The sequence below is a fragment of the Pseudomonas sp. RIT-562 genome (assembly GCF_026241895.1).
In the GTDB taxonomy this organism is placed as follows: Bacteria; Pseudomonadota; Gammaproteobacteria; order Pseudomonadales; family Pseudomonadaceae; genus Aquipseudomonas; species Aquipseudomonas mandelii_F.
Window position 1 is genome coordinate 116049 of the sequence record NZ_JAPJIV010000009.1, and the last position, 21329, is coordinate 137377.

Below are 21329 nucleotides of genomic sequence, written 5' to 3' on the forward strand. Positions count from 1 at the left end.
GGCATATGCGTGTGTTGATTACCGGAGCCAACGGCTTCGTCGGCCGCGAGCTGGTGCGCTGTCTGTTGGCGCGGGGCAGCCTGCGGGGCCGGACCATCCGCTCCCTGCTGGTGCTGGACACCGATCTGCAGGGCTTGCCGGACGATTCGCGGCTGCGTCGTCACGTCGGCAGCATCACCGAGGCCGCCTTGATCCGCCGGGTATTGGCCGATGGCATCGATGTGGTGTTCCACCTGGTGAGCATCCCGGGCGGCGCGGCGGAACATCAATATGAGCTGGGCTATCAGGTCAACCTGCTGGCGAGCCTGGAATTGCTCAACCAGCTGCGCAATAAAAGCATGCCGCCGGTGCTGGTGTACGCCAGCAGCGTCGCGGTGTACGGCGCTGATCTGCCGGCGAAGATGAATGAGCACGCCGAGCTGCGCCCACAGCTGTCGTATGGCACGCACAAAGGGATGGTCGAACAGGTGATAACCGACCTCGGCCGGCGCGGCGAAGTGGACGGCCGCGCCCTGCGTCTGCCCGGCATCGTGGCGCGCCCGCGGCAGCCCAACGGCTTACGCTCGGCGTTCATGAGCGATCTGCTGCGGTCATTTGCCGAAGGCGCAGCCTATGAGTGCCCGGTGTCCGCCGAGGCCACAGCCTGGTGGATGTCGGCCCGTTGCTGCGTGAATAACCTGATCCATGCAGCCGAAATCGAGGGTGAATTGCGCGGCCAGCGGGTGTGGCAGTTGCCGGTATTGCACCTGTCGATTGCCCAGGTGGTCGACGCCCTGGCGGCGAGCTACGGGGAGGAACGCCGCGAGCTGATTTCCTACGCCGCCGACGAGCCACTCGAAGCGTTGTTCGGGCGCTTGCCACCGCTGAAAACCCCGCTGGCCCGTGCTGCCGGTTTCAACCATGACGGTAATGCAACGGCACTGATCCGTAACTCCCTGAACCCTGCGCCCCCCAGGCACCTACCGCTTAACGGAGATTCCCCGCATGAAGGCTAAACGTCGTCTCGTCGACCTGTCAGTCACCCTCGACAACAACCCTTATACCGATCCGCCACCGCTGTTGCCGAAGATCGACTACATGGACCATCAGCAAGGCTGGCCAGAGATGGCCGCGATGTTCCCGGGCCTGCAATTGGAGCAGATGCCCGGCAATGAGTCCTGGGCCGCCGAGCGCTTGCAGATCACCACCCACAGCGGCACCCACATGGACGCGCCCTGGCATTACGCGTCCACCACCGATGGCGGGCAGCCGGCGTTCGGCATCGACGAATTGCCCCTGGACTGGTGCCTGCAGCCGGGCGTGAAGCTGGACTTTCGGCACATGGAGGATGGGCATGTGGTGACGGCCGCTGAGGTCGAAGCCGAACTGGCGCGCATCGAACACGTGCTGCAGCCGCTGGACATCGTGCTGGTCAATACCCGCGCCGGCGCGCTGTTCGGCCAGCCGGGCTATCTGGATGCCGGCGTCGGCATGGGCCGCGAAGCCACCTTGTATCTGCTTGAGCGTGGCGTGCGGGTGGTCGGCACCGATGCCTGGAGCTGGGACGCGCCGTTCAAATACACTCGCGAGCGTTTTGCCGCCGACGGCGATGCGGCGATTATCTGGGAAGGGCACAAGGCCGGGCGCGACATCGGCTACGGGCAAATGGAAAAGCTCGCCAACCTGGAAGCGCTGCCGGCCAGCGGCTTCACCGTGTCGTGCTTTCCCTACAAGATCCGCCACGCCTCGGCAGGCTTCGTGCGGGCGGTGGCGATTTTCCAAGAGTAAACAGCAGTCTCAACACAATCACTATAAGAGAGCACTTATGGGTCTTTCGCGGATGCCGCTGACGGCACTTTTTTGCGCGCTGACATTCGGCAGCAGCCTGAGCATGGCGGCCAGTTCCGATGCCAGGCAACCCAATATCCTGCTGATTCTGGCCGACGACCTGGGTTATTCCGACCTGGGCAGTTATGGCGGCGACATCCACACCCCAACGCTGGACCAGCTGGCCAATCAAGGCGTGCAGTTCACCAACATGTACGCCGCGCCCACCTGTTCGATCACCCGTTCGATGTTGATGTCCGGCACTGACAACCACCTGGCCGGGCTCGGGACCATGGCCGAAGCCCTGCAACCGTTCCAGCGCGGCAAACCGGGCTACGAGGGGTTCCTGAACCAGCGCGCCTATTCGGTGGCCGAGTTGCTCAAGGCGGGGGGCTACAGCACGCTGATGGTCGGCAAATGGCACTTGGGCCTGGAAGCCGACCAGGGGCCGGACCAACGGGGATTTGAGCAGTCTTTCACCCTGCTGGAGGGCGGGGCTGCGCACTTCAAGCCTGCGGCCGTCGACCCCACAAAACTTGAACAGGTGCACTACCGCGAGAATGGCAAGCCGGTGGAGCTGCCGGCGGATTTCTATTCCACGGACTTCTACACCGACAAGCTGATCAGTTACCTGCAAAACAACCGGAAGGACGGCAAACCGTTTTTCGCCTACGCCGCCTACACCGCGCCGCACTGGCCGTTGCAGGCGCCCAAAGAGTACCTGGACAAATACCGCGGACGTTTTGACCAAGGCTACGACAGTGTTCGCCTGGCGCGTCTGGAACGTATGAAAAAGCTCGGTGTGCTGGCCGTTGAAGCTCAGCCGGCACAGCCACTGCCGGTCAATCCGAAGCTTGCGGGGTGGGACCAGTTGACCCCGGAACAACAGCAGGTCGAGGCGCGCAAGATGGAAATCTACGCCGCCATGGTCGATAACCTCGACCACAACATCGGTCGACTGCTGGACTACCTGCGCCAAAGCGGCCAGTACGACAACACGCTGATCGTATTCATGTCCGACAACGGCGCGGCAGCGGAGAATCACGCGCAGTTTTATCCGCCAGGCGCGCACACCGACAACAGCTATGCCAACCTGGGGCAAGCAGGTTCGCAGATCGACTATGGGCTGCGCTGGGCGGAAGTCAGCGCGGCGCCGTTTCACCTGTTCAAGGGCACCACGGCTGAAGGCGGTATCAGCGTTCCGGCGATTGTCCAGCTGCCCAAGGGGCTTGCTCGGCAGGGACTCGAACGCGGCGTGGCGCGGGTCGACGACCTGGCGCCGACCTTCTTGCAACTGGCAGGCATTGCGACTCCCGACCAGGCAGCGGCGGGCAAACACCCGATCACTGGCAAATCCCTGATGCCAATGCTCGTCGGCAAGGGCAGCCCTCACGGTAACGAGAGCCTGGCGGGCGAACTGTTTGGCAATGCCTATTACCGCGAAGGCAACCTCAAGTTGTTGGGTATTCGGCCCCAGGCAGGTTTCGGCGACAACCAGCAACCGCCGCAATGGCAGTTGTTCGATGTGGCCAGGGATCGCGGCGAAACCACCGACCTGGCGACCAGCCAACCGCAGACTGTAGCGCGCCTGAAGGCGGCATGGTTGCAGTATGCCGAGCGGGTCGGTGTGGTGTTTGCACCGCGATAAGCCTCTTGTAAATCATGGCCGGAAGCGGGCGAAATCATTCGCCCGCGAGTCAACTATTCGGTCGCGCTGGAGTGTCGAAGCTTGTCGATGATTCTGCGTGCTCGGTTGGCGCCGACATCGACATGAATATCGATCATCGGGCGAGTGCCGAAGCGGCACATGTTCTGGTACTGCGCTTCGATCACCAGTTTGTCTTCGTCGAACGTCAGGATGGTCTGCTCGAGGACTTTGGCCTTGACCGCCTCGGGATCACTTTTCGGGTTGGTGGCCATGGTCCAGAAATAGTGGCTGGTGGTTTCGGTTTCCGGGGTCACCCCATGAAAGCCGCGCATGTGAAAGCCGGCGCGGTTGGGGTCATTCAGGTCGTCGGTGCCGGTGTCCACCGCACCGGTCCAGATTCGCAGGTGATTGATATGGAATTCGATCTCCTGCCAGCGATCGACATTGCCCTTGAATGGATAAGCGGCGGTATAGGTCGGCGGCGGCACGGAATCGGGCATGTGGCGGACCACGCGGACCATCGAATCATCCCCCTCCACGCGCATCTGCGCGTTCATGTGAATGCTGGCGTTGCCGCCAATCGTGCGCAAATGGACATAGCCCAGGTGGCTGAGGTCCATCAGGTTGTCGTGGATGAGCTGATAGGGCGCGTCGTAGTGATACACATCACCGTCGAACAGGTAGTCGCCGCTGCTGTGCACCTCGTAGGTGGGCGGCGCGAATGGCGGTTGCGGATGGTCGGGGCTGCCAAACCAGATCCAGATGATCTGGTCCTGTTCGCGTACGTGATAAGCCGGGACCCTGGCCTTGCTCGGGATCTTGTCCTGGCCAGGTATTTCGACGCATCGACCCCCTTCGTTGAACAGCAGGCCGTGGTAGCCGCAGCGTAACCCGCGCTGTTCAAGGGTGCCGTTGGAGAGGGGCAGCGCCCGATGGCAGCAGCGGTCTTCAAGTGCCGCGACCTGGCCGTCGGCAGTGCGAAACAGCACCACCGGTTGATTGAGCAGCGTGCGGCCCAGGGGCTGGTCTTTGAGTTCCCAGCCGAGTGCAGCGACGTACCATTGGTCCAGGGCAAAGCTGGGTACGACAGGCGCGGCGAGCTCATGGGCAAGGGGCAGGGTAGAGGTGGTCATAGTGTTCTCCGGTCAGTGGTCAATGTTCTGGTTGGCGTCAGAGGTCCAGCACCAGGCGCGGGGTTTTGGCGCGGGAGCAGCAGGGTGTGAAGCGGTCGTTGGCGGCCTGTTCCGCTGCCGTCAGGAACTGGTCGCGGTGATCGGCGATGCCGTCGAGCAGGCGGGTGACGCAGGTGCCGCAGACCCCTTGCTCGCAAGAAGTCTCTATGTCGATCCCTGCTGCATCGAGCACTTCAAAAACCGTACGGTCGGCCGGGATGTGGAAGACCTGCCCACTGCTGGCTAGCTGCACTTCGAAGGGCGTGTCCGCGCTTTGATCGACTGCAGCGGCGGCGAAGAACTCCCGGTGCACCTGGTCTGCCGGCCAACGGGCTGCCTGGGCGGTGTCGAGGATGAAACTCATGAACCCGAGCGGGCCGCAGACATATATATGGCTGCCCGCGGCAGGCGCGGCGAGCAGGGTGGCGGCATCGAGTTTCTGCGCCTGGGGGCCACTGTCATCATGCAGATGCACGCGACTGGCGAAGGGGGCCTGCCCGAGCAGTTGGATAAAGGCGGCACGCTTCCGGGATCGAAAGCTGTAATGCAACTCGAAATCTGCGCCTTGATGGTGCAGCTCGTGGGCCATCGCGAGCATCGGCGTGATACCGATGCCGCCACCGAACAGCAGGTGACGTTTCGCTGCAGGAGTGAGCGGAAAATGATTGCGCGGGGCGCCAATGGCAAGGGTTTGGCCTGGCTCGATTTGTTCATGGATGGCGCTGGAGCCGCCGCGCGAGGCCGGGTCCTTGAGCACGCTGATCACATAACGATGCCGTTCCCTCGAGTCGTTGCACAGCGAGTACTGCCGGGTAAGACCGTCGGCAAGGTGGACGTCGATATGCGCACCGGCCTGGAACGGCGGCAGTGGGCTGCCGTCGACGGCGCATAGCTCGACACTACAGATGCCTTCGGCTTCCAGGACCTTGCGGGTGACGCTGACTTCAAGCATGACTCATCCCTCCACATTGAAGTGGCTGTTGAAAAAATGTCGGTGAATGGGCTCGCTAGCGGCTGATCAGCCGGGCGAAAAGGCGTAGCCAGAGGAGGGAGGTGAACGCAGTACGGGGGTGCGGAATGCGCAAAGGTTCATGAGCAAGACCTGATAATTATTTTTTTGAGGTTGTGCTACGGCGTATCATGCGGGCCATCGTCCGCATCGCTCGGTTGATGAAATCCTCAGCCGAATTGGTTGCGGTGTCAACTAAATTTTAGGGTCGCCGATCCATGGTGTTTGTTTGATGCCTACCGATAATCAATTGAACCTTGCCCGCTACGTTCCCGGGCTGTTGACGTTCCTGGCCAACAAACTCGCGGCAGGCGCGTCCCAGTGCTATCGCAAGCATTTCGGCATCGGGGTGGTTGAATGGCGGATGATTTCCATGCTGGCCGTGGAGACCGACATCACCGCCAATCGAATCTGCCAGGCGATCGGCCTCGACAAGAGTGCGGTCAGTCGTTCCCTGCAGACGCTGGAGACGGCAGGGCACATCAGCAGTCAGCTCGACCCCAAGGACGCCCGACGCTATACGGTGCGCCTGACGGCCAGTGGCAAGGAGCTGCATGATCGGGTGCTCAAGGTGGCGCTGGAACGTGAAGCGCGGTTGCTCAGTGGACTCTCGCCTGAGGAGGTCGACACGCTCATCGACTTGCTCGGTCGCCTGCATGTGCAAGTGCCGAATGTGAACAGTTACGACCCTGCCGAGCACTAGAGCAAAAATCTGTTGAAAAAAACCTCTATAAGCCTTAAACGGGATGCTCGCCGTTACATTGCTCGCAATCAGTAAGTGGGTATCGCCAGTTTCTGGCTCAGGGAGCGTTGATGAGTTTTGATCCATTGCAGGGCTCCCCGCAGCCGTCCAGCGAGTGCGAGGCCGACGGCGCTCCTGCGCCACGCCCAGGGGCTGCGGTTGGCAGTGCCCCGGTTGGCGGACATGACGCGATTGAACAACTGCTCGATTCGGCGCGCAATGGCCTCTACACCCGCCGTTGGGTGGTCTACCGTGCCGGTGAGCAACTGCATCTGGTCGGCCAGGGCGAGCCGCAGGAAAAATGGCCGGCCATCGTTGCCAACGAAGACTTCGAAGCGTTCTGCCTGACCCGGCGCCTGCACCGCTGGCCAACCGGTCGCGGCGAAACGGTGCTGGGGTGGTTACTGGCGCCCCAGGACGCTGCCGCCGACCCGGCGCTGGCCGACTTTGCCCAGCGCCTGGGCATCGAGGTGCAGACCAACACCCTGGCGCGCGCGCAGATTACCCAGCGGGTGCTATATGAAATTACCTACCTGGCCAGTTCCACCCGTGACCGCTTCGTGTTCCTGGTCGGGGTGCACCGGCTGCTCGCCAGCCTGATCGACGCCGAGAACTTCTATCTCGCGCTGTACGACCCGCATACGGGCAAGATCGACTATCCGTACTACGTCGACATCATCGATGTCGAGGCGGTGGAAGCCGAACACTACGAGTACCTGGACCCCGCGCACCTGTCGTTGACCGGGCAGGTGTTGACCAGTGGCCAACCGCTGCTGATCGACGCTGCCGGGATGCTCGCGGCCCAGGCGGAAGGACGCTTTTACTGCGTGGGGGATCGTCCGGAGTTCTGGATGGGCGCGCCGCTGAAAAATGCCTCGGATGAAGTCTTCGGCATGCTGGCCATGCAGGTCTACGACGTGTCGCGGACCTACAGCGCCGAAGACCGCGCGCTGTTCCTGGTGGTCGCCCGGCACGTGGCCATGGCGCTGGACCGCATCCTGCACCGTGAGGACCTGGAAGCCACGGTGCTGCGCCGAACCCTGGAACTGTCAGCCCTCAACGACGCGTTGCGCCAGGAAGTCGCCGAGCGCGAGCGCGCCGAACACCTGCAGAGCGCGCTGTTCCAGATTGCCGAACTGTCGAGCCGACCGGGGGACATGACCGAGTTGTTCGAGACCTTGCATGGCATCGTCGGCGAGTTGCTGTTCGCGCATAACTTCTACATCGCGCTGTTCGACGACGCCACCGGCGAGGTGACCTTTCCCTATTATGTCGATGAGCGCCAGACCACGCGCCCCTTGGCGCGGCGCGGGCGTCGGGGCCTGACCGAATATGTGATCCGCCAGCGGCGACCGTGCCTGGTGGATTCGGCCGAGGCCGAGCGCTTGTCCGCCATCCATGAAACCGAACTGGCCGAGGAGCACGTCCGCTCCTACTCCTGGCTGGGTATTCCGTTGTTCGATGGCGACGTGGTGCGCGGCGTGCTCGCAGTGCAAAGCTATACCTCGCAGGTGCGTTATACCCTGCGTGATCAGGAACTGCTGACGTTCGTCTCGCGGCACATCGACACGGCGTTGTCGCGCCGTACGGCCGCCGAGGCGATCCATGCCGCCAACCTCAAGCTCGAAGCGCGGGTGCAAAATCGCACCCGTGAGCTCGATCACGCCAATGCCAAGCTGCAGTACGAGAACCTGCACGATGCACTGACCGGCCTGCCCAATCGTACCTGCCTGCAACAACGCCTGGGCGTGGCCTGGTCGCGGTTCGGCAGCGAAGGCGGGCACCTGGCGGTGATGTTCATCGACCTCGACCGCTTCAAGATGGTCAACGACAGCCTCGGCCATCACTTCGGCGACCTGCTGTTGATGCAGGCTGCCCACCGCCTGCGCGGCTGCCTGCGGGAAACCGACCTGCTGGCGCGCCTGGGTGGCGACGAGTTTTCCGTGCTGGCCCCCGACGCGCCACTGGAGGCGGTGATCGACATCGCCGAGCGCATCCTGGTGGCATTCGACCTGCCGTTCTTCATCAATGGCCTTGAGGTGTTCTCGTCCTGCAGTATCGGCATCGTCAGCGCCGACAGCCAGTTCCATCACGAGCCGGCCGACCTTCTGCGCGATGCCGATGCGGCCATGTACCGGGTCAAGAGCGCCGGGCGCGACAGCTATGCGGTGTTCAATCAGGAAGTTCGCCGGGAAGTCTCGGACCAGGTCGAGCGCGAGGGCGCATTACGCAATGCGCTCAAGCGCACCGACGAACTGCTGCCGTATTTCCAGCCGATCGTCAGCGTCGCCACCGGCGAATTGCTCGCCCTGGAAGCGTTGATCCGCTGGCATCAGCCGGGGGGCAGGGTGATCGGTCCGGGTGAGTTTCTGCCGGATGTCGAGGGCTTGCGCCTGATCGGCCGACTGGACCTGTACATGCTCAACTGCATCGCGGTGATTCTGGCCCAGCCGGAACACGCCAACTGGCCGCCGGTGCACGTCAATTGTTCCAGCTACAGCATGACCCGTCCGGATTTCGCCAGCGATGTCCTGGCCCTGCTGGCCCGGCATGCGGTGGCGCCCTCGCGAATCTGCCTGGAACTGACCGAAGGCGCGCTGGTGGCGGAACCGGCGATTGCCCGCCTGACCATGCAGCAATTGGCTGACAACGGCATGTCGGTGGTGCTCGATGACTTCGGCGCCGGGTTCTCCTCCCTGAGCTATGTGCACCAGTACCGTTTCAGCGGCTTGAAGATCGACAAGTCATTCATCCTCGAACTGACCACCAGCCCGCGCAGTCGAGCGATCGTGCGGGCCATCGTGCGCATGGCCGAATCACTGGACCTGAGCGTGGTGGCCGAAGGCGTCGAGGACCAGGCGACGCTGGACTTGCTGCGCGAGATGGGCGCGACACAAGCCCAGGGCTATTATTTCGCCAAGCCGATGGCGTTGGAGGCGCTGCTGGATACGTTGCCAGTCGGGATTTCGTGAAGCATCGCCAGCAAGCAGGCTCCTACAGTGATGCGCCGCAGTTCGGCGGGCACCTCCTGTCAGGTGCGCTGAATTTAATTCCGGGCGTCCTGCTCCATTCAGAAACAGCTCTGGATAGCACGACCATGAATTCATTCAAGAACAGGCTGACGCAAGCTCAGGAACAGCGATTGCTCGCGCTGGATGCCTGGCACCAGACGTTGCAAAATTGCTCGCTACGGATGGAGTGTCCCGATGCTTACCATGAAGATCTGTTGCGCCAGGCGGATGAAATGGACCGCCTCGGCATCGTCAACTGGGAGGAATGGCGCGATCTGCGGATCGAGGCGGATCAGGCTTATCTACGGGCGGTTGCGGGCGGGGATTATCATTAATTCAATAATCGACAGGGTCGCGAATGATCGGGCAGGTCATGCAATGGCTGCCGCCACGCCCGCGCACCAGTTCGCCTGCGCTGATGGTGATGACTTCCACCCCGGCTTTGCGCAGTAGCGTGTTGGTGTAGGTATTGCGGTCGTATCCGATCACCACACCGGGCTCAAGGGCCAGCACATTGTTGCCGTCATCCCATTGTTCCCGTTCAGCCGCGAAGCGGTTGCCGCCGGTTTCAATCACGCGTAATTGCTCCAGGCCCAGCGCCTTGGCTACGGTGTCGAGGAAACTGCCGTTCTCGCGGCGTATGTCGATGCCTCCTGGCTGACTGTCATCGGGTCGCAAGGAAAATGCGACGATGCGATTCACTATGTCCGGATAGATCGTCACGACGTCGCGATCGCAGAAACTGAATACAGTATCCAGATGCATGGCCGCACGAGATTTTGGCAGGCACGCGACGATAATCCGCTGCACCGCGTTGTGCTTGAACAGATTGCTCGCCAGCTGAGCAATGGCATGGCTGGAGGATCGTTCACCCATGCCGATCAGCACCACGCCCTGGCCAATGGGCATCACATCACCGCCCTCCAGGGTGGCATTGGCGTATTGCTGGTCAGGATCGCCGTACCAGATCTGAAAGTCGGCCTCGGTGAACTGCGGATGGAATCTGTAGATGGCGCTCGTCAGTTGGGTCTCCTGACGACGCGCTGGCCAGTACATCGGGTTCAGCGTCACTCCGCCATAGATCCAGCAGCTGGTGTCGCGGGTGAACTGGGTGTTGGGCGTGGCGGCAAGATAAAGCTGGAATGGCCGAGAAACTCACGCAGCACTTCGACCGTGTGTTGGCTGAAACTGCCCAGCAGGTCGTCCGCAGAGACTCCGCCGATCAGGTATTCGGCAATCTTGCGCGGCTCCAGGCCGCGCAGCCAGGATTGCAGTTCATTGCCCAGGCCAAAGCCGAGTGGGTTAGCTCGCATCGTGCGCTGCATGATCCAGTCGAGCGCCTCTGGCAGGCAGACTATGTCGGTGAGCAGGTTGTGCATCTCCAGCACCTCGATATTGCGAGCGCGCATCTTGCTCACGAAGTCGAAGTGATCGCGCCGGGCCTGGGCTACCCAGAGCACGTCATCAAACAGCAAGTCGTTGCAGTTGCCCGGGGTCAGCCGCTGGTGCGCAAGGCCGGGGGAACACACCATGACCTTGCGCAGTTTGCCGGCTTCGGAGTGCACGCCGAGTGGCTGCCTGGACATATTCACCTCCTCAGGTTTTGCCCACCGGATGGCCATTGCGCAGACGCGCATCCAGCCAAGCTTCATACTCCGCTGCAGGCATCGGGCGGCCATACAGATAACCCTGAGCCTGATCGCAGCCTATGTCCTTGAGAAAGCTGTTTTGTTCTTCGGTTTCCACGCCTTCGGCAATTATTTTGAAGCCCAGGGCGTGGCCCAGTTCCACGATGGTTTTAGTGATGGCCACATCGCGCGGGTCATTGGGTAAATCCGAGATAAAGCTGCGGTCGATTTTCAAATGGTTGATGGGTAACAGCTTGAGGTAGGCCAGGGAGGAGTAGCCTGTACCAAAGTCGTCAATGGCCGTGGTTATCCCCAGACCCTGCAATGTACTCAAGACTTCTCGAGAGTGTTCCGGGCTGGCCATCATCAAGCTTTCAGTGACTTCCACCTCCAGTACGTGCGCCGGCAGGTCGTACTCTTCCAGTGCGCTTCTCAGGGTTTCGACAAAGTCGCTTCGGTCGATCTGCAGCGGCGCGACATTGATCGCGATGACGCCATGCAATAGCTGCAGATCTGTCCAGCGCCGGATATCCCGGCAGACCATCTCGACGACTTGCTCGCCGATCTGGATGATCAGTCCGGTGGTTTCCGCCAGCGGTATGAATTCCCCTGGAGCAATCAGCCCTTGATCGGGGTCGCGCCAACGGATGAGCGCTTCGGCACCGGCAATTGCATGGGTAAGCAGATTTATCTTCGGCTGATACCAGACTTCAAACTCGTGATTGAGCACCGCGCGTCGCAGAAAACGTTCGCCATTGAGTCTTTCCTGAGCGCGCAAGGTCATTTCAGGCTGGTAAAAACGGTAGTCGTTGCGTCCGCCTTCCTTGGCGCCGTACATGGCGGTATCAGCCTGCCTCAGCAGTTGCTCGGGAGTTTCGGCGTCATGGGGCGCCACCGATATGCCGATGCTCGCCGTCACTAACGTGGAAGTGCCTTTTAAATCGAAGGGTTCCTGAAGGGCTACCAGGAGTTTTTTCGCAACGATGATGGCGTCGGTGGGGTGGGCAAGGTTGTTCAAAATCAGCGCAAACTCATCGCCTCCCAAGCGCGATACCGTATCTTCGGAACGCACGCACGCGAGGAATCTGGACGATGCCTGTTGCAACAGCAGGTCGCCAAGGGAATGGCCCAGGCTGTCGTTTACAGTTTTAAAACCATCGAGGTCGAGCACCACCACTGCCAGGAACTGGTTGTAGCTCAGTGACAGGTCGAGGGAATGCTGCAGTCGCTCATTGAACAAGGCTCGATTGGGCAGGGCGGTTACCGGGTCGTAATGGGACATCCGCTCCAGATCGGATTGTGATTGGTTGATGGCGGAAATATCCGAAAAAACCGCAACATAATTGCTGACGTTGCCAGCTTCATTGTAAACAGCGTTGATGGTCAGCCATTCCGGATAAAGCTCACCATTTTTTCTCCGATTCCATAGTTCGCCGCGCCATAGGCCGGTGGTTTTCAGGCTTTTCAGAATCTGCCGGTAAAACGCGTTGTCCTGTTTGTCGGTGATGAGCGTATTGGGCTTTAATCCTACGGATTCCTCGGCACTGAAGCCTGAAATCTTCACGTAGGCGGAGTTGACCGAGAGTATGTGCCCGCGAGCATTGGTGATGATCACACCGTCAGCGGTGTTATCCAGGACGATCCCCGCCAGGCGTAACTGCTCGGTGCGTTGTTTGATCTCGGTAATGTCAGTGGAAATGCCCAGCACCCCAGAAGCTTGCCCATTTGCGCCTTTCAAGATGCATTTGGTCGTGAGGTACGTGCGCGTTGTTCCCTGTTTGTTGACCTGATCCTCAAAACGCAAGCTGCCGCCACTGGAAATCACGTGCTTGTCGTTGTCGCGCAGGATTTTCGCCTGAATAAACGGCAGATAACTTTCCCGTGTCTTGCCCTCCATTTCCTCGAAAGTAAGACCGGCGGCTTGTTCGAACATACGGTTGCACAGGCGCAGTTTGCCCTCGGTGTCGTAGACATAGATCAGCGACGGGGCGTTATCGACGATGTCGAGCAATAGTGCTTTCTGTGTCTGCCGTTCTTCAACTTCGTGGGCTAACTCGGCATGGCGTTGGCGAATCAGCAGGTGACTCTTGCTCAGTTGCGCGGCGAAATAGGTGAACAAACCGGTGCAGGTGAGGGCGACCAGAAACAGCGGCGAGTTGAACAGCGAGCTCGCAGGCCAACCCTGGCGCGGCAATGCCGCGAGTTCCCATACTCCACCTGGAATATCAACGACTGTGGTGACTGCGTCATTCTGGAATATTTCAGGGTTGCCGTAGATCATCGCGCCGCTTGCACCCGATCCATCTTTGCCGCGAAGGGCCAGCTGCAAGTTTTTATCGCCGACGATACCGCCGGCGGTGAGTAGTTGCAGCACATCGGCGACCACGGAAGCATTGCCCCAGTAAGTCTCCTTGCCGGCCGCATTGCTGATGAAAACCGGGCGACGATGGATGAATCCCTGGCCGCCCTGAACCAGTTGCACGGGGCCTGCCAATATGGCTTCTTGCTGTTGGCGAGCCCGTTCGATCGCCCGGTATTGCTCGGGAATCTTGTGGTAATCCAACCCCAGGACTTCTCGATTTCCTTGCAGCGGAAAGACATTACGCACGACATCATCGGGCGCCAGCGCAATGTGGCGAATATGCGGCTGGGATGAAATGGCCTGTCGGGCCATCCCATCAAAATGCGCCGATGAAATTTCGCCATCCACTCTCAGCAGCTGGCCGATGCCTTCGGTCACATCAAACGTCGAGCGCACTTCGCTCTCCAGATGCGCGCGGATATTGGCCAGCGTGGAAATCACCTGAGCTCGGGCCTCTTGGGCTTCCTCGCGTGAATCCAGGGTGCCAAGAGTTACGGAAAGGACGACTCCGGTCAGGAAAATGCTGCCTGGTAGTGCAAATGTGCGCCACGATCGTGGTTGGGCATCAACGGGGCGATCACTTTTATCGGTCGCCATGCCAGCTCGGGTTCTTTCCAACGCGTCATTCCCTGGAAACCATCATTGAAACGGAACGGAGTAAACCGGTGGCGTTGCCTGCGTATCCATATGGGATGATTCTAGCCTGTCAGTGGTTCAACTGTTCCGACGACCGCCGCTTATTGAAATCCACGGCACCAGCCCACACAATCGCGTCCCGATCCGGCCTTGGCAGCCGAACGCCCGTGGTAAAAAGGAATCGTCGTTGAACCAACATACACTGTCCATGCGCCTTGAGCGCGTTGCCGCGCATGTGCCTGCTGGCGCCCGTTTGGCCGATATCGGCTCGGACCACGGCTACCTGCCGGTGGCTCTGATGCGCCGTGGCGCCATTGCGAGGGCAGTGGCAGGTGAGGTGGCAATCACACCATTCCTCTCTGCCGAACGCACCGTGCGTGAAAACCAACTGGAGCAACACATCAGCGTGCGCCTGGCCAACGGCCTCGCGGCGATCGAGCCGCAAGACGCGATCACCGCAGTCAGCATCTGCGGCATGGGCGGCGAGACGATTCGCGACATCCTCGAAAGCGGCAAGGCGCACCTCAGCGGTGCAGAACGCCTGATCCTGCAGCCCAACGGCGGCGAGCAGCCGCTGCGTCAATGGCTGATGGAAAACGGTTACCGCATCCACTTCGAAGAATTGCTGCGGGAAAAGCGCTTTTACTATGAAATCATCGTCGCCGAGCGCGATGGCCCCGTCGTGTATTGCGCCGAGCAGTTGTACTTCGGCCCGCTGCAGATGCAGGCTCGTAGTCCATTGTTTCTGGCCAAATGGCAGCGTTTACTGCAGCAGAAGCACAAGACCCTGGACAGTTTCGCCCACGCCCGGCAGGCGGTCCCGGAGGACAAGCTGCAAGAGCTGGCCCAGCAGGCGCGATGGATTACAGAGCTACTGGCCTGAACGCCTGCGGCAAAAAACTCTGTGCCTGGGCAGACTTTTTTGCGCCACCGGGTTGTCCAACCCTGAGACTGCCAACTTGGCTTTCCAAACCCAGATAGCTGGCCTCAGCTAAGGACAGACGATGACCTTCCTGATTTTCCTCATAGCCTGCGGTGCTGCGGCGAGCACCGGTATCCTGTTCAAACCCGGTCAATGGTACGAAGAGCTCAAGAAGCCCAGCTTCACGCCACCCAAATGGTTGTTTCCCCTCGCCTGGACCATCATCTACCTGCTGCTCGCCTGGGCGGGGTACCGCTTGAGCCTGATGCCGGGCAGCCAGGTGGTGCTGGCACTGTGGGCGGCGCAAATAGCCTTGAACACGTTGTGGACCCCGGTGTTCTTTGGCGCCCATCACACGTTTGCCGGGATGGTGATCATCACGCTGCTGTGGCTGGTGGTCGCGACGATGGTGGTGCTGGCCTTGCGTCTGGATATAGTGACGGGGTTGATCCTGTTCCCGTACTTGATCTGGCTGTGCGTGGCCGGGGCGTTGAATTTCTCGATATGGCGTAATAACTGAGTTTGCCGTGGGCTTTGCCGGCGTCATTGCCAGCAAGCTTTGAGCGGCACCTTGTAGGAGCGAGCTTGCTCGCGAAAAACCCCAGAGCGCCACGGGATGTCAGGCTGTGAAGTTGCATTACCCGGCGGCAAAGCTGATCGCATTGCACGCCGGGATTATCGGGGCCGGGTCAGGACGATCGAGCTCATCTCGGTGGTGGAGGTGATCGCAGCAGGGGCCCTGGCCTTGATGCCTTCGATCACGGCGGCGATGCTCATGCTCCGGCGCGAAGTATCTTCCTGCAAATGCCGACGCTAGCGGCCGGCGACTCCAGGTACGTCCATGTTGATCTTGCGCCAGGCGGCTTCGGAAAAACTGTAGACCGAGAACGCGATCAACCCCAATGCCATCACCATCAATAGCACGGCACCTGCCGGCAGATTCTGCAAGGCATCGAGGGCGTCCTTCAGCCCCGGAGGGTCCACGGCCTTGTAGTTGGAGCCGCTGATCGCCAGCAGCAGGGCAATCTCGAGAAACACCACGCCGCGCGCAATCAGGCCGAAGCGCGAGACGGGACGCACGTAGCGCATGACCTCTTCATCTGCTTCAAAGTACTTCTCGAACGTGGCCTTCCAGCCCTTGATCAGGTGCGCAATGCCGACACCGAGCGGAACGAGGGCGATCAGGTAAATCAGCAGGTTTGAGTGTTCCCAGGACAGCATTTGCGCCAGCAGGTCCTTGGTCTGTGAACCGCCGTCACCGCCCGAACTTCTCAGGCCGCTGACCAGCAGGCCCAGGGCAAAGAACGCCAAGGCGCCGTTGACCAGGCCGCCAGCGAGCAAGCCGGCACGGATCACCAGGCCCTTGAGGTGGCTGCCGTGATGGTCAACGTCGCGCACGGCTTGCAGCACCCGCCAGGCGGCAAACGCCAGCAGGCCCGCCACCACCAGCCCCACCAGGACATAACCGAACGGCTGGCTCAACAAGGCCTCGAGGCTGCGGTGGCTGTCCTTGGGTTTTGTCGAGTCCTGGGCGGCGAGCAAGGCGAAGATGCCGATGATCAAATAGATGACGCCTCGAGCGGCGTATCCGCCTCGTGCAAGTGCGACGAGGCTCTGGTGAGCGGACATGGGATGTGATTCCAGAGGAGTGATAAAGAGCAGACCTGTGGCGGCGCGAGGGGTTCGATCTGTAGCGGCTAGACTTGCCGGCGATGGCGATCTTGCGGACGTCATCGCTGGCAAGCCAGGCTCCTACAGGTGATCGGGGGTGTATGCGGGAATGGGCTGGGCACAAATCCGTAGGAGCCCGGCTTGCCGGCGATGGCGATGGTGAAGGTGATGAAGCCAGCGCGCCAGCCTACGACGTAGTGGCGCGGCAAGGGGCGGAGGAGGGGCCCAGGTTGCGCAGGAATGCTTCAATCTGCCCGGTACCGCGCAAATGCACGACTGGAACCTGCGGCCCGACGGCCAGGCGTACGGCTTCGATGCCGGGGCGGTAGCCGCGATCGAAGGTCCACACGAACTTGAGGAAGGTCAGGAACTCACGGTCGAGTTTTTCCGAACAGCCGACGGCAATGTCGGGCCGAGGACGGTTCATCACACTGCGCCGTATCACCCGGGTAAAACAGGTGAGGCGCGGTGTGTCGAGCCAGATGATCAGGTCGGCATGAGGCAGGCGCAGGTCAAAGGTGCGCCGCGCATAGTTGCCCTCACACACCCAGGCATCCGTTGCGATCGCCACCCGAACCCGTTCGCGAAACTGCTCGGCATCAGGCTCGACCCAGCCAGGTTCCCAGAACAACCTGTCCAGGTGCACCACGGGCAGGCTCAGTTGTTCGCCTAAAGCACGGGCCAGGGTGGATTTGCCGCTACCGGCGTTACCCAGAATCACAATCCTTTGCATGGGACTCTCCGTCAAAAAAAGCCGATGATTGTGCGGGCTTTACAGCGGTAAATAAAGGAAAGTACTGGTTGGTCGATCCCAAAAACGCCAAGGTCAATGCGCATTTGAAACTCAAACCGTGATTCGAGGTTCGAGCCGGTGTGGCGCCAGGTCGGGCAGTCAATTCTCAGCTTGAGTCGTAACCCCTGCTGAAATCGAGACCCCCAGCAAGTACAACATTCCACCGGCTATCACGAACAGCGCCAGCATATAAAAGATGTAGTGCGCCGGTTGCGTCGCCAGGACCATCCCGCACAGCACCGGCCCCAGGGCTGCGCCGACGTTGCTGAGGTTTTGCGCTGCGTAATACATGCCCCTGAGGTGACTCGGTGCAATGTTGTCGATGAACATGTACTCCGCCGGGAACACGATGATTTCACCCACGGTGAAAATGGCCATGGAAAACACCCAGAGCATCAGCGTGGTCGACAGCGCGAAACCTCCCAACCCCAGGATGAACATGCCGAGTCCTCCTGCGAGCCACAGGTTCAAGTGTCGATGGGTAATCCGCCGGCCAATGCTGTATTGCAAGCTGATCACCATCACGGCGTTGGTCGCCACCACTGTGCTGATAATCCGGTAGGTGTCCTGCGGCGTGGTGGTGACGACCAGGTATTGGGAGAGATACGCAGTGAATTGGCCGAACACTACGGCACTGAGTAATCCGCCCAAGGTGAAACATATCAGTCGGTAGTCGCGCAGCAACAGTTTGCCGACCGCCAGGAAGGGCGTCGGCGCAGGGCTTGTCCCGACATTCGCCAGGCGCCTGTCGCCCCACACCAAGTACACCAGAAAGAAGCCCGCACCGAGGCCCGTCGACAGCAAGAAGGGCAGGCTGATGTCCAGCGTCGCCACACCCGCTCCCAGAAAAGGCCCGACGGCGTAGCCGATGTTGGTCAGCGTGTACTTGATGGAAAACGCTTCGCTGCGCTGCTCGACCGGGAGCAGGCTGCCAAATCCGGATTTCACCGCGATGTCGATGACCGCGTACGCCAGGTTGATCAACACCAGGCACAGATAGAATAGCCAGAGGCCGGGTGCGAGGTAGGCCCCGAGAAACCCGCCGCTGAATACGCCGCAGAAGATGAGGATCAGCCTGTAGCTGGACCACCTGTCCACCAGAAAACCGCCGTACAGGCTCAGCAGCGAACCGATGATCAGCGTGCTGCCGATCACCAGGCCGATATCGGCAACGCTCAAGCCAAAGTGGCCTGACAAGTAGATGACCAGATAGGACAAGGTGATCGCACGGGCCAGGGTTAATACCAGTGACGCGGCCAGCAGCAGCTGAATGGCAAAGGGATAACGTTTAAGCGTGACCAGCATTCGAGCCTCATCATCAGTGTGTTTAACCAGGCGGCGCGATGCGCTCGACACAGTCTACTGTTGCCTTGAGTTCTGATTTAGGATGCTTTTTATCGAAGCGCGTGAATTGAATTCATCAATACAGGAGGTCTATGTTTTCCTCGGAACGTTTAAAGGGGATCGACGTGTTTGTCTGTGCCGCGCAGTTCGGCAGCTTCACGGCGGCTGCCGAGAAAATGAGCCTGACCGCCTCGGCCATCAGTAAAAGCATCGCCCGCTTGGAAAAACGCCTGGGCGCTCAACTGTTCAACCGCACTACGAGGAAGTTGGCGCTGACTGACGCGGGTGTTGCTTTCCTGGGGACGTGCAAGGGCGTGCTGGCTGATCTCGAGGAGGCTGAACTGTCCCTCCAGAGTGAAAGCACCGAGCCTCGCGGGCGTGTCCGTGTTGACCTGCCGGGTGCATTCGGGCGCACCCAGGTGCTGCCGATCCTCCTGCAGTTTGCCAAGGAACACCCACTGCTGATTCCGCACATATCGTTCAGCGACGGCTATATCGATCCACTGCAGGAAGGCGCGGACATTGTGCTGCGCATCGGTGGCGCGAACGCCTGGCCGGAGACGGTCGGGCAGCGCCTGCTGGGGCGCGAGTGGCATATTTTCTGTGCCTCCCCGGACTATCTCGCCCGCCATGGTACCCCGCAGTCCCAGCGCGAGCTTGAGCAGCATCAGTGCATTGCCTATGGCTGGGTGGATGGCAGCATCAGCCCCTGGAGCTACGCGGGCGAGCAGGGCCAAACACCTAGCCCGCCACTGCAGCCGCAACTGGTCCTGGGCAATGGCGAGGGCCTGAGGATGGCCGCGCTGGTCGGTTGCGGCATCGCGCAGCTGCCTTCGTGGCTGGTGACGCCGCAGCTGCAGGAGGGGACGCTGGTGGAGGTGCTGCCGCAACTGGCCTGCGTCGGGATGGAGATCAACCTCGCGTGGAGTAAAAGCCGCGAGGCGCTGCCCAAGGTTCGGCTGTTGCTGGATGCGCTGGCTGTTGGGTTGAAGGCGCTCGGTGCTTCAGGCCCAGCACCATGCGGCGCCATGGGGGCGATGCTTTGAAGGCATTGGCGGTGCAGGCCGGGGTCGAGGTGATCTACCTGCACACGCATCCTTTCCTTCCAGGTGCCGTCGACTTCTGAAGCTCACCTTGACCCAAGCGCGAGTTCCAGGTGATCGCTGTGGACTGCCGACCCGCAGTGGCAAACCACTCATATGCAGTGGCGTTGAGGGTCAGGCTTGGCGTACCCGCGCCGTGCTCTCGCGCAGAGTCAATTCAGAGGGCAGCACCACTCGTCGTCCGTGTTCGAAATAATCTTTGACATCATTAGGGCTATGCGTGATTATCTTCACATCGCATGCGATCCAATCGATAGCGATACAAAACAACCCAATACGGAGATCCAACCATGAACACCGAAAGCAGCTGCAACCTGTCCTACCGCTCCGTTGTTCATGGTCACAACGGCAACAATTGGATCACCGTCGTTTAAGTCGCAAGATACATATCGCATGCGATTAAGTCGCACAAACTATAAAGCTTTGAGGAATCACCCATGAGCAAGATTGAAAAAGTACTGGCCACCGGCAAAACCCACACCACCTACAACGGTAACAAGGGCAACCTCGACATCACATTGTCGACTCCGGGCGCCGCCCAGAACGCTCACGTATTTGCCGCTACCCAGCCGCATCCAAGAGCCGAACAGCTGTTCGCCGGCGCCTGGTCGGCCTGTTACACCGCAGCCGTTGGTTTGGTCGCCCAGGAGCGCAACATCGTGTTGCCTGCGGACCTGGCCGTCGACATCGAAGTCCACTTGGGACAGACTGGACCGGCCTATTTCCTTCAGGCTCGACTGACCCTGCGCGTGCCGGGGCTGGCACAAGATGTTGCGACCGAGCTGGCGCACATCGCCGATTCCATCTGCCCATACTCCAAAGCTACACGCGGCAATATTGACGTTGTCCTGAGTGTGATTACGGCGTGATATTGGCTGCATCAATGAAGTCGCATGCGATCAAAGCGCATGCGTAACTAGCTGTCAAATCTGAGGGAATTATCATGAGCAAGATCGAAAAAGTATTGGTCACCGGCAGGACTCACACCACCCATAGCAGTGCTGGCAAGACCGCGCGCGGGCACAACGGCACCCTCGACATCGAGCTGTCGTCCCCCGGCAACGCCACGCCCGAGCATGTGCTGAGCGGCGTGCAGCCACACCCGAAAGCCGAGCAACTGTTTGCCGGCGCCTGGTCGGCCTGCTACATCGCGGCAGTGGGGCTGGCGGCCCAGCAATTGAAAGTGACACTGCCAGCCGATACAGCCGTCGACCTCGAAGTCGACCTGGGCCAGACCGGCGCAGCCTACTTCCTGCAAGCGCGGCTGACCCTGCGGGTGCCAGGCTTGACTAACGAAGTGGCTACCGAACTGGCGCATAACGCCGATGCGATCTGCCCGTACTCCAAGGCAACCCGCGGCAACATCGATGTCGCTATCAACGTGCGCACCGAATAAGGCACCGCACCGCCGGCCCGCCAGGAACATTCTGGCGGGCCGGTCGTGGCGCATTTCGAGGAGGCCGGAGCAGAGCGCAGCACTAC

The 21329-nt window shown here is 60.6% G+C and carries 17 protein-coding genes and 1 pseudogene; 11 read left to right on the forward strand and 7 right to left on the reverse strand.

Features of this window, described 5'->3' with window-relative positions; translation table 11 throughout:
- Positions 1-5: 5 nt before the first annotated feature.
- From ORL50_RS13780 to ORL50_RS13790, 3 genes are read left to right on the forward strand one after another with little or no spacing between them, the layout of a single operon-like run.
- Complete coding sequence (locus ORL50_RS13780; RefSeq protein WP_266015663.1) at positions 6-995, forward strand: NAD-dependent epimerase/dehydratase family protein; 990 nt, start codon at positions 6-8, stop codon at positions 993-995.
- Positions 985-1767 carry a cyclase family protein gene (locus ORL50_RS13785; RefSeq protein ID WP_266015665.1) on the forward strand — a complete coding sequence of 261 codons (783 nt, stop codon included), beginning with the start codon at positions 985-987 and terminating at the stop codon, positions 1765-1767. The genes ORL50_RS13780 and ORL50_RS13785 overlap by 11 nt, the downstream gene beginning before the upstream one ends.
- A 37-nt stretch (positions 1768-1804) precedes the next feature.
- Positions 1805-3454 carry an arylsulfatase gene (locus ORL50_RS13790; protein ID WP_266015667.1) on the forward strand — a complete coding sequence of 550 codons (1650 nt, stop codon included), beginning with the start codon at positions 1805-1807 and terminating at the stop codon, positions 3452-3454.
- A gap of 53 nt (positions 3455-3507) precedes the next feature.
- On the opposite strand, the gene ORL50_RS13795 is transcribed toward ORL50_RS13790, so the two are convergent.
- Both ORL50_RS13795 and ORL50_RS13800 read right to left on the reverse strand, forming a co-directional pair.
- Positions 3508-4587 (reverse strand): aromatic ring-hydroxylating oxygenase subunit alpha, encoded by a 1080-nt coding sequence (locus ORL50_RS13795; protein WP_266015669.1) that lies wholly within the window; start codon positions 4585-4587, stop codon positions 3508-3510.
- Positions 4588-4624: 37 nt separating this feature from the next.
- Positions 4625-5578, reverse strand: coding sequence for a PDR/VanB family oxidoreductase (locus ORL50_RS13800; protein ID WP_266015672.1), 954 nt, complete (start codon positions 5576-5578; stop codon positions 4625-4627).
- Positions 5579-5867: 289 nt separating this feature from the next.
- Between ORL50_RS13800 and ORL50_RS13805 the strand changes: the two genes are divergently transcribed.
- From ORL50_RS13805 to ORL50_RS13815, 3 genes are all read left to right on the forward strand, one after another.
- Complete coding sequence (locus ORL50_RS13805; RefSeq protein WP_266015673.1) at positions 5868-6338, forward strand: MarR family winged helix-turn-helix transcriptional regulator; 471 nt, start codon at positions 5868-5870, stop codon at positions 6336-6338.
- Positions 6339-6448: 110 nt separating this feature from the next.
- Positions 6449-9349 (forward strand): bifunctional diguanylate cyclase/phosphodiesterase, encoded by a 2901-nt coding sequence (locus tag ORL50_RS13810; RefSeq protein WP_266015675.1) that lies wholly within the window; start codon positions 6449-6451, stop codon positions 9347-9349.
- A complete protein-coding gene (locus tag ORL50_RS13815) occupies positions 9346-9723 on the forward strand; it encodes a hypothetical protein (protein ID WP_416236025.1) in 378 nt (125 codons plus the stop codon). Before ORL50_RS13810 ends, ORL50_RS13815 begins: the two co-directional genes overlap by 4 nt.
- 1 nt (position 9724) lies before the next feature.
- On the opposite strand, the pseudogene arcA reads toward ORL50_RS13815, so the two are convergent.
- Positions 9725-10974, reverse strand: a pseudogene (arcA, locus tag ORL50_RS13820) (arginine deiminase).
- 10 nt (positions 10975-10984) lie between these two features.
- On the reverse strand, positions 10985-13975 hold the full coding sequence (locus tag ORL50_RS13825; protein WP_266015677.1) for a bifunctional diguanylate cyclase/phosphodiesterase: 2991 nt from the start codon (positions 13973-13975) through the stop codon (positions 10985-10987).
- A gap of 226 nt (positions 13976-14201) precedes the next feature.
- On the opposite strand from ORL50_RS13825, the gene ORL50_RS13830 reads away from it, so the two are divergent.
- Together ORL50_RS13830 and tspO are read left to right on the forward strand one after the other, a co-directional pair.
- Complete coding sequence (locus ORL50_RS13830) at positions 14202-14897, forward strand: tRNA (adenine(22)-N(1))-methyltransferase (RefSeq protein WP_323055233.1); 696 nt, start codon at positions 14202-14204, stop codon at positions 14895-14897.
- A 121-nt stretch (positions 14898-15018) separates the two neighbouring features.
- Positions 15019-15456, forward strand: a complete 438-nt coding sequence (gene tspO / locus ORL50_RS13835) for a tryptophan-rich sensory protein TspO (RefSeq protein WP_266015679.1) — start codon at positions 15019-15021, stop codon at positions 15454-15456.
- Positions 15457-15749: 293 nt separating this feature from the next.
- On the opposite strand, the gene ORL50_RS13840 is transcribed toward tspO, so the two are convergent.
- From ORL50_RS13840 to ORL50_RS13850, 3 genes are all read right to left on the reverse strand, one after another.
- Positions 15750-16565, reverse strand: a complete 816-nt coding sequence (locus ORL50_RS13840) for a DUF1206 domain-containing protein (protein ID WP_266015681.1) — start codon at positions 16563-16565, stop codon at positions 15750-15752.
- 229 nt (positions 16566-16794) lie between these two features.
- Positions 16795-17340 carry a P-loop NTPase family protein gene (locus ORL50_RS13845; RefSeq protein WP_266015683.1) on the reverse strand — a complete coding sequence of 182 codons (546 nt, stop codon included), beginning with the start codon at positions 17338-17340 and terminating at the stop codon, positions 16795-16797.
- 159 nt (positions 17341-17499) lie between these two features.
- On the reverse strand, positions 17500-18705 hold the full coding sequence (locus ORL50_RS13850) for an MFS transporter (protein WP_266015685.1): 1206 nt from the start codon (positions 18703-18705) through the stop codon (positions 17500-17502).
- A gap of 131 nt (positions 18706-18836) precedes the next feature.
- On the opposite strand from ORL50_RS13850, the gene ORL50_RS13855 reads away from it, so the two are divergent.
- From ORL50_RS13855 to ORL50_RS13865, 3 genes are all read left to right on the forward strand, one after another.
- Positions 18837-19790 carry a LysR family transcriptional regulator gene (locus ORL50_RS13855; protein ID WP_266015687.1) on the forward strand — a complete coding sequence of 318 codons (954 nt, stop codon included), beginning with the start codon at positions 18837-18839 and terminating at the stop codon, positions 19788-19790.
- A gap of 494 nt (positions 19791-20284) precedes the next feature.
- Positions 20285-20716, forward strand: coding sequence for an Ohr family peroxiredoxin (locus ORL50_RS13860; protein WP_266015689.1), 432 nt, complete (start codon positions 20285-20287; stop codon positions 20714-20716).
- A gap of 74 nt (positions 20717-20790) precedes the next feature.
- Positions 20791-21243: an Ohr family peroxiredoxin gene (locus tag ORL50_RS13865; protein WP_266015691.1), complete on the forward strand. Its 453-nt coding sequence runs from the start codon at positions 20791-20793 to the stop codon at positions 21241-21243.
- The last annotated feature ends 86 nt before the right edge of the window (positions 21244-21329 follow it).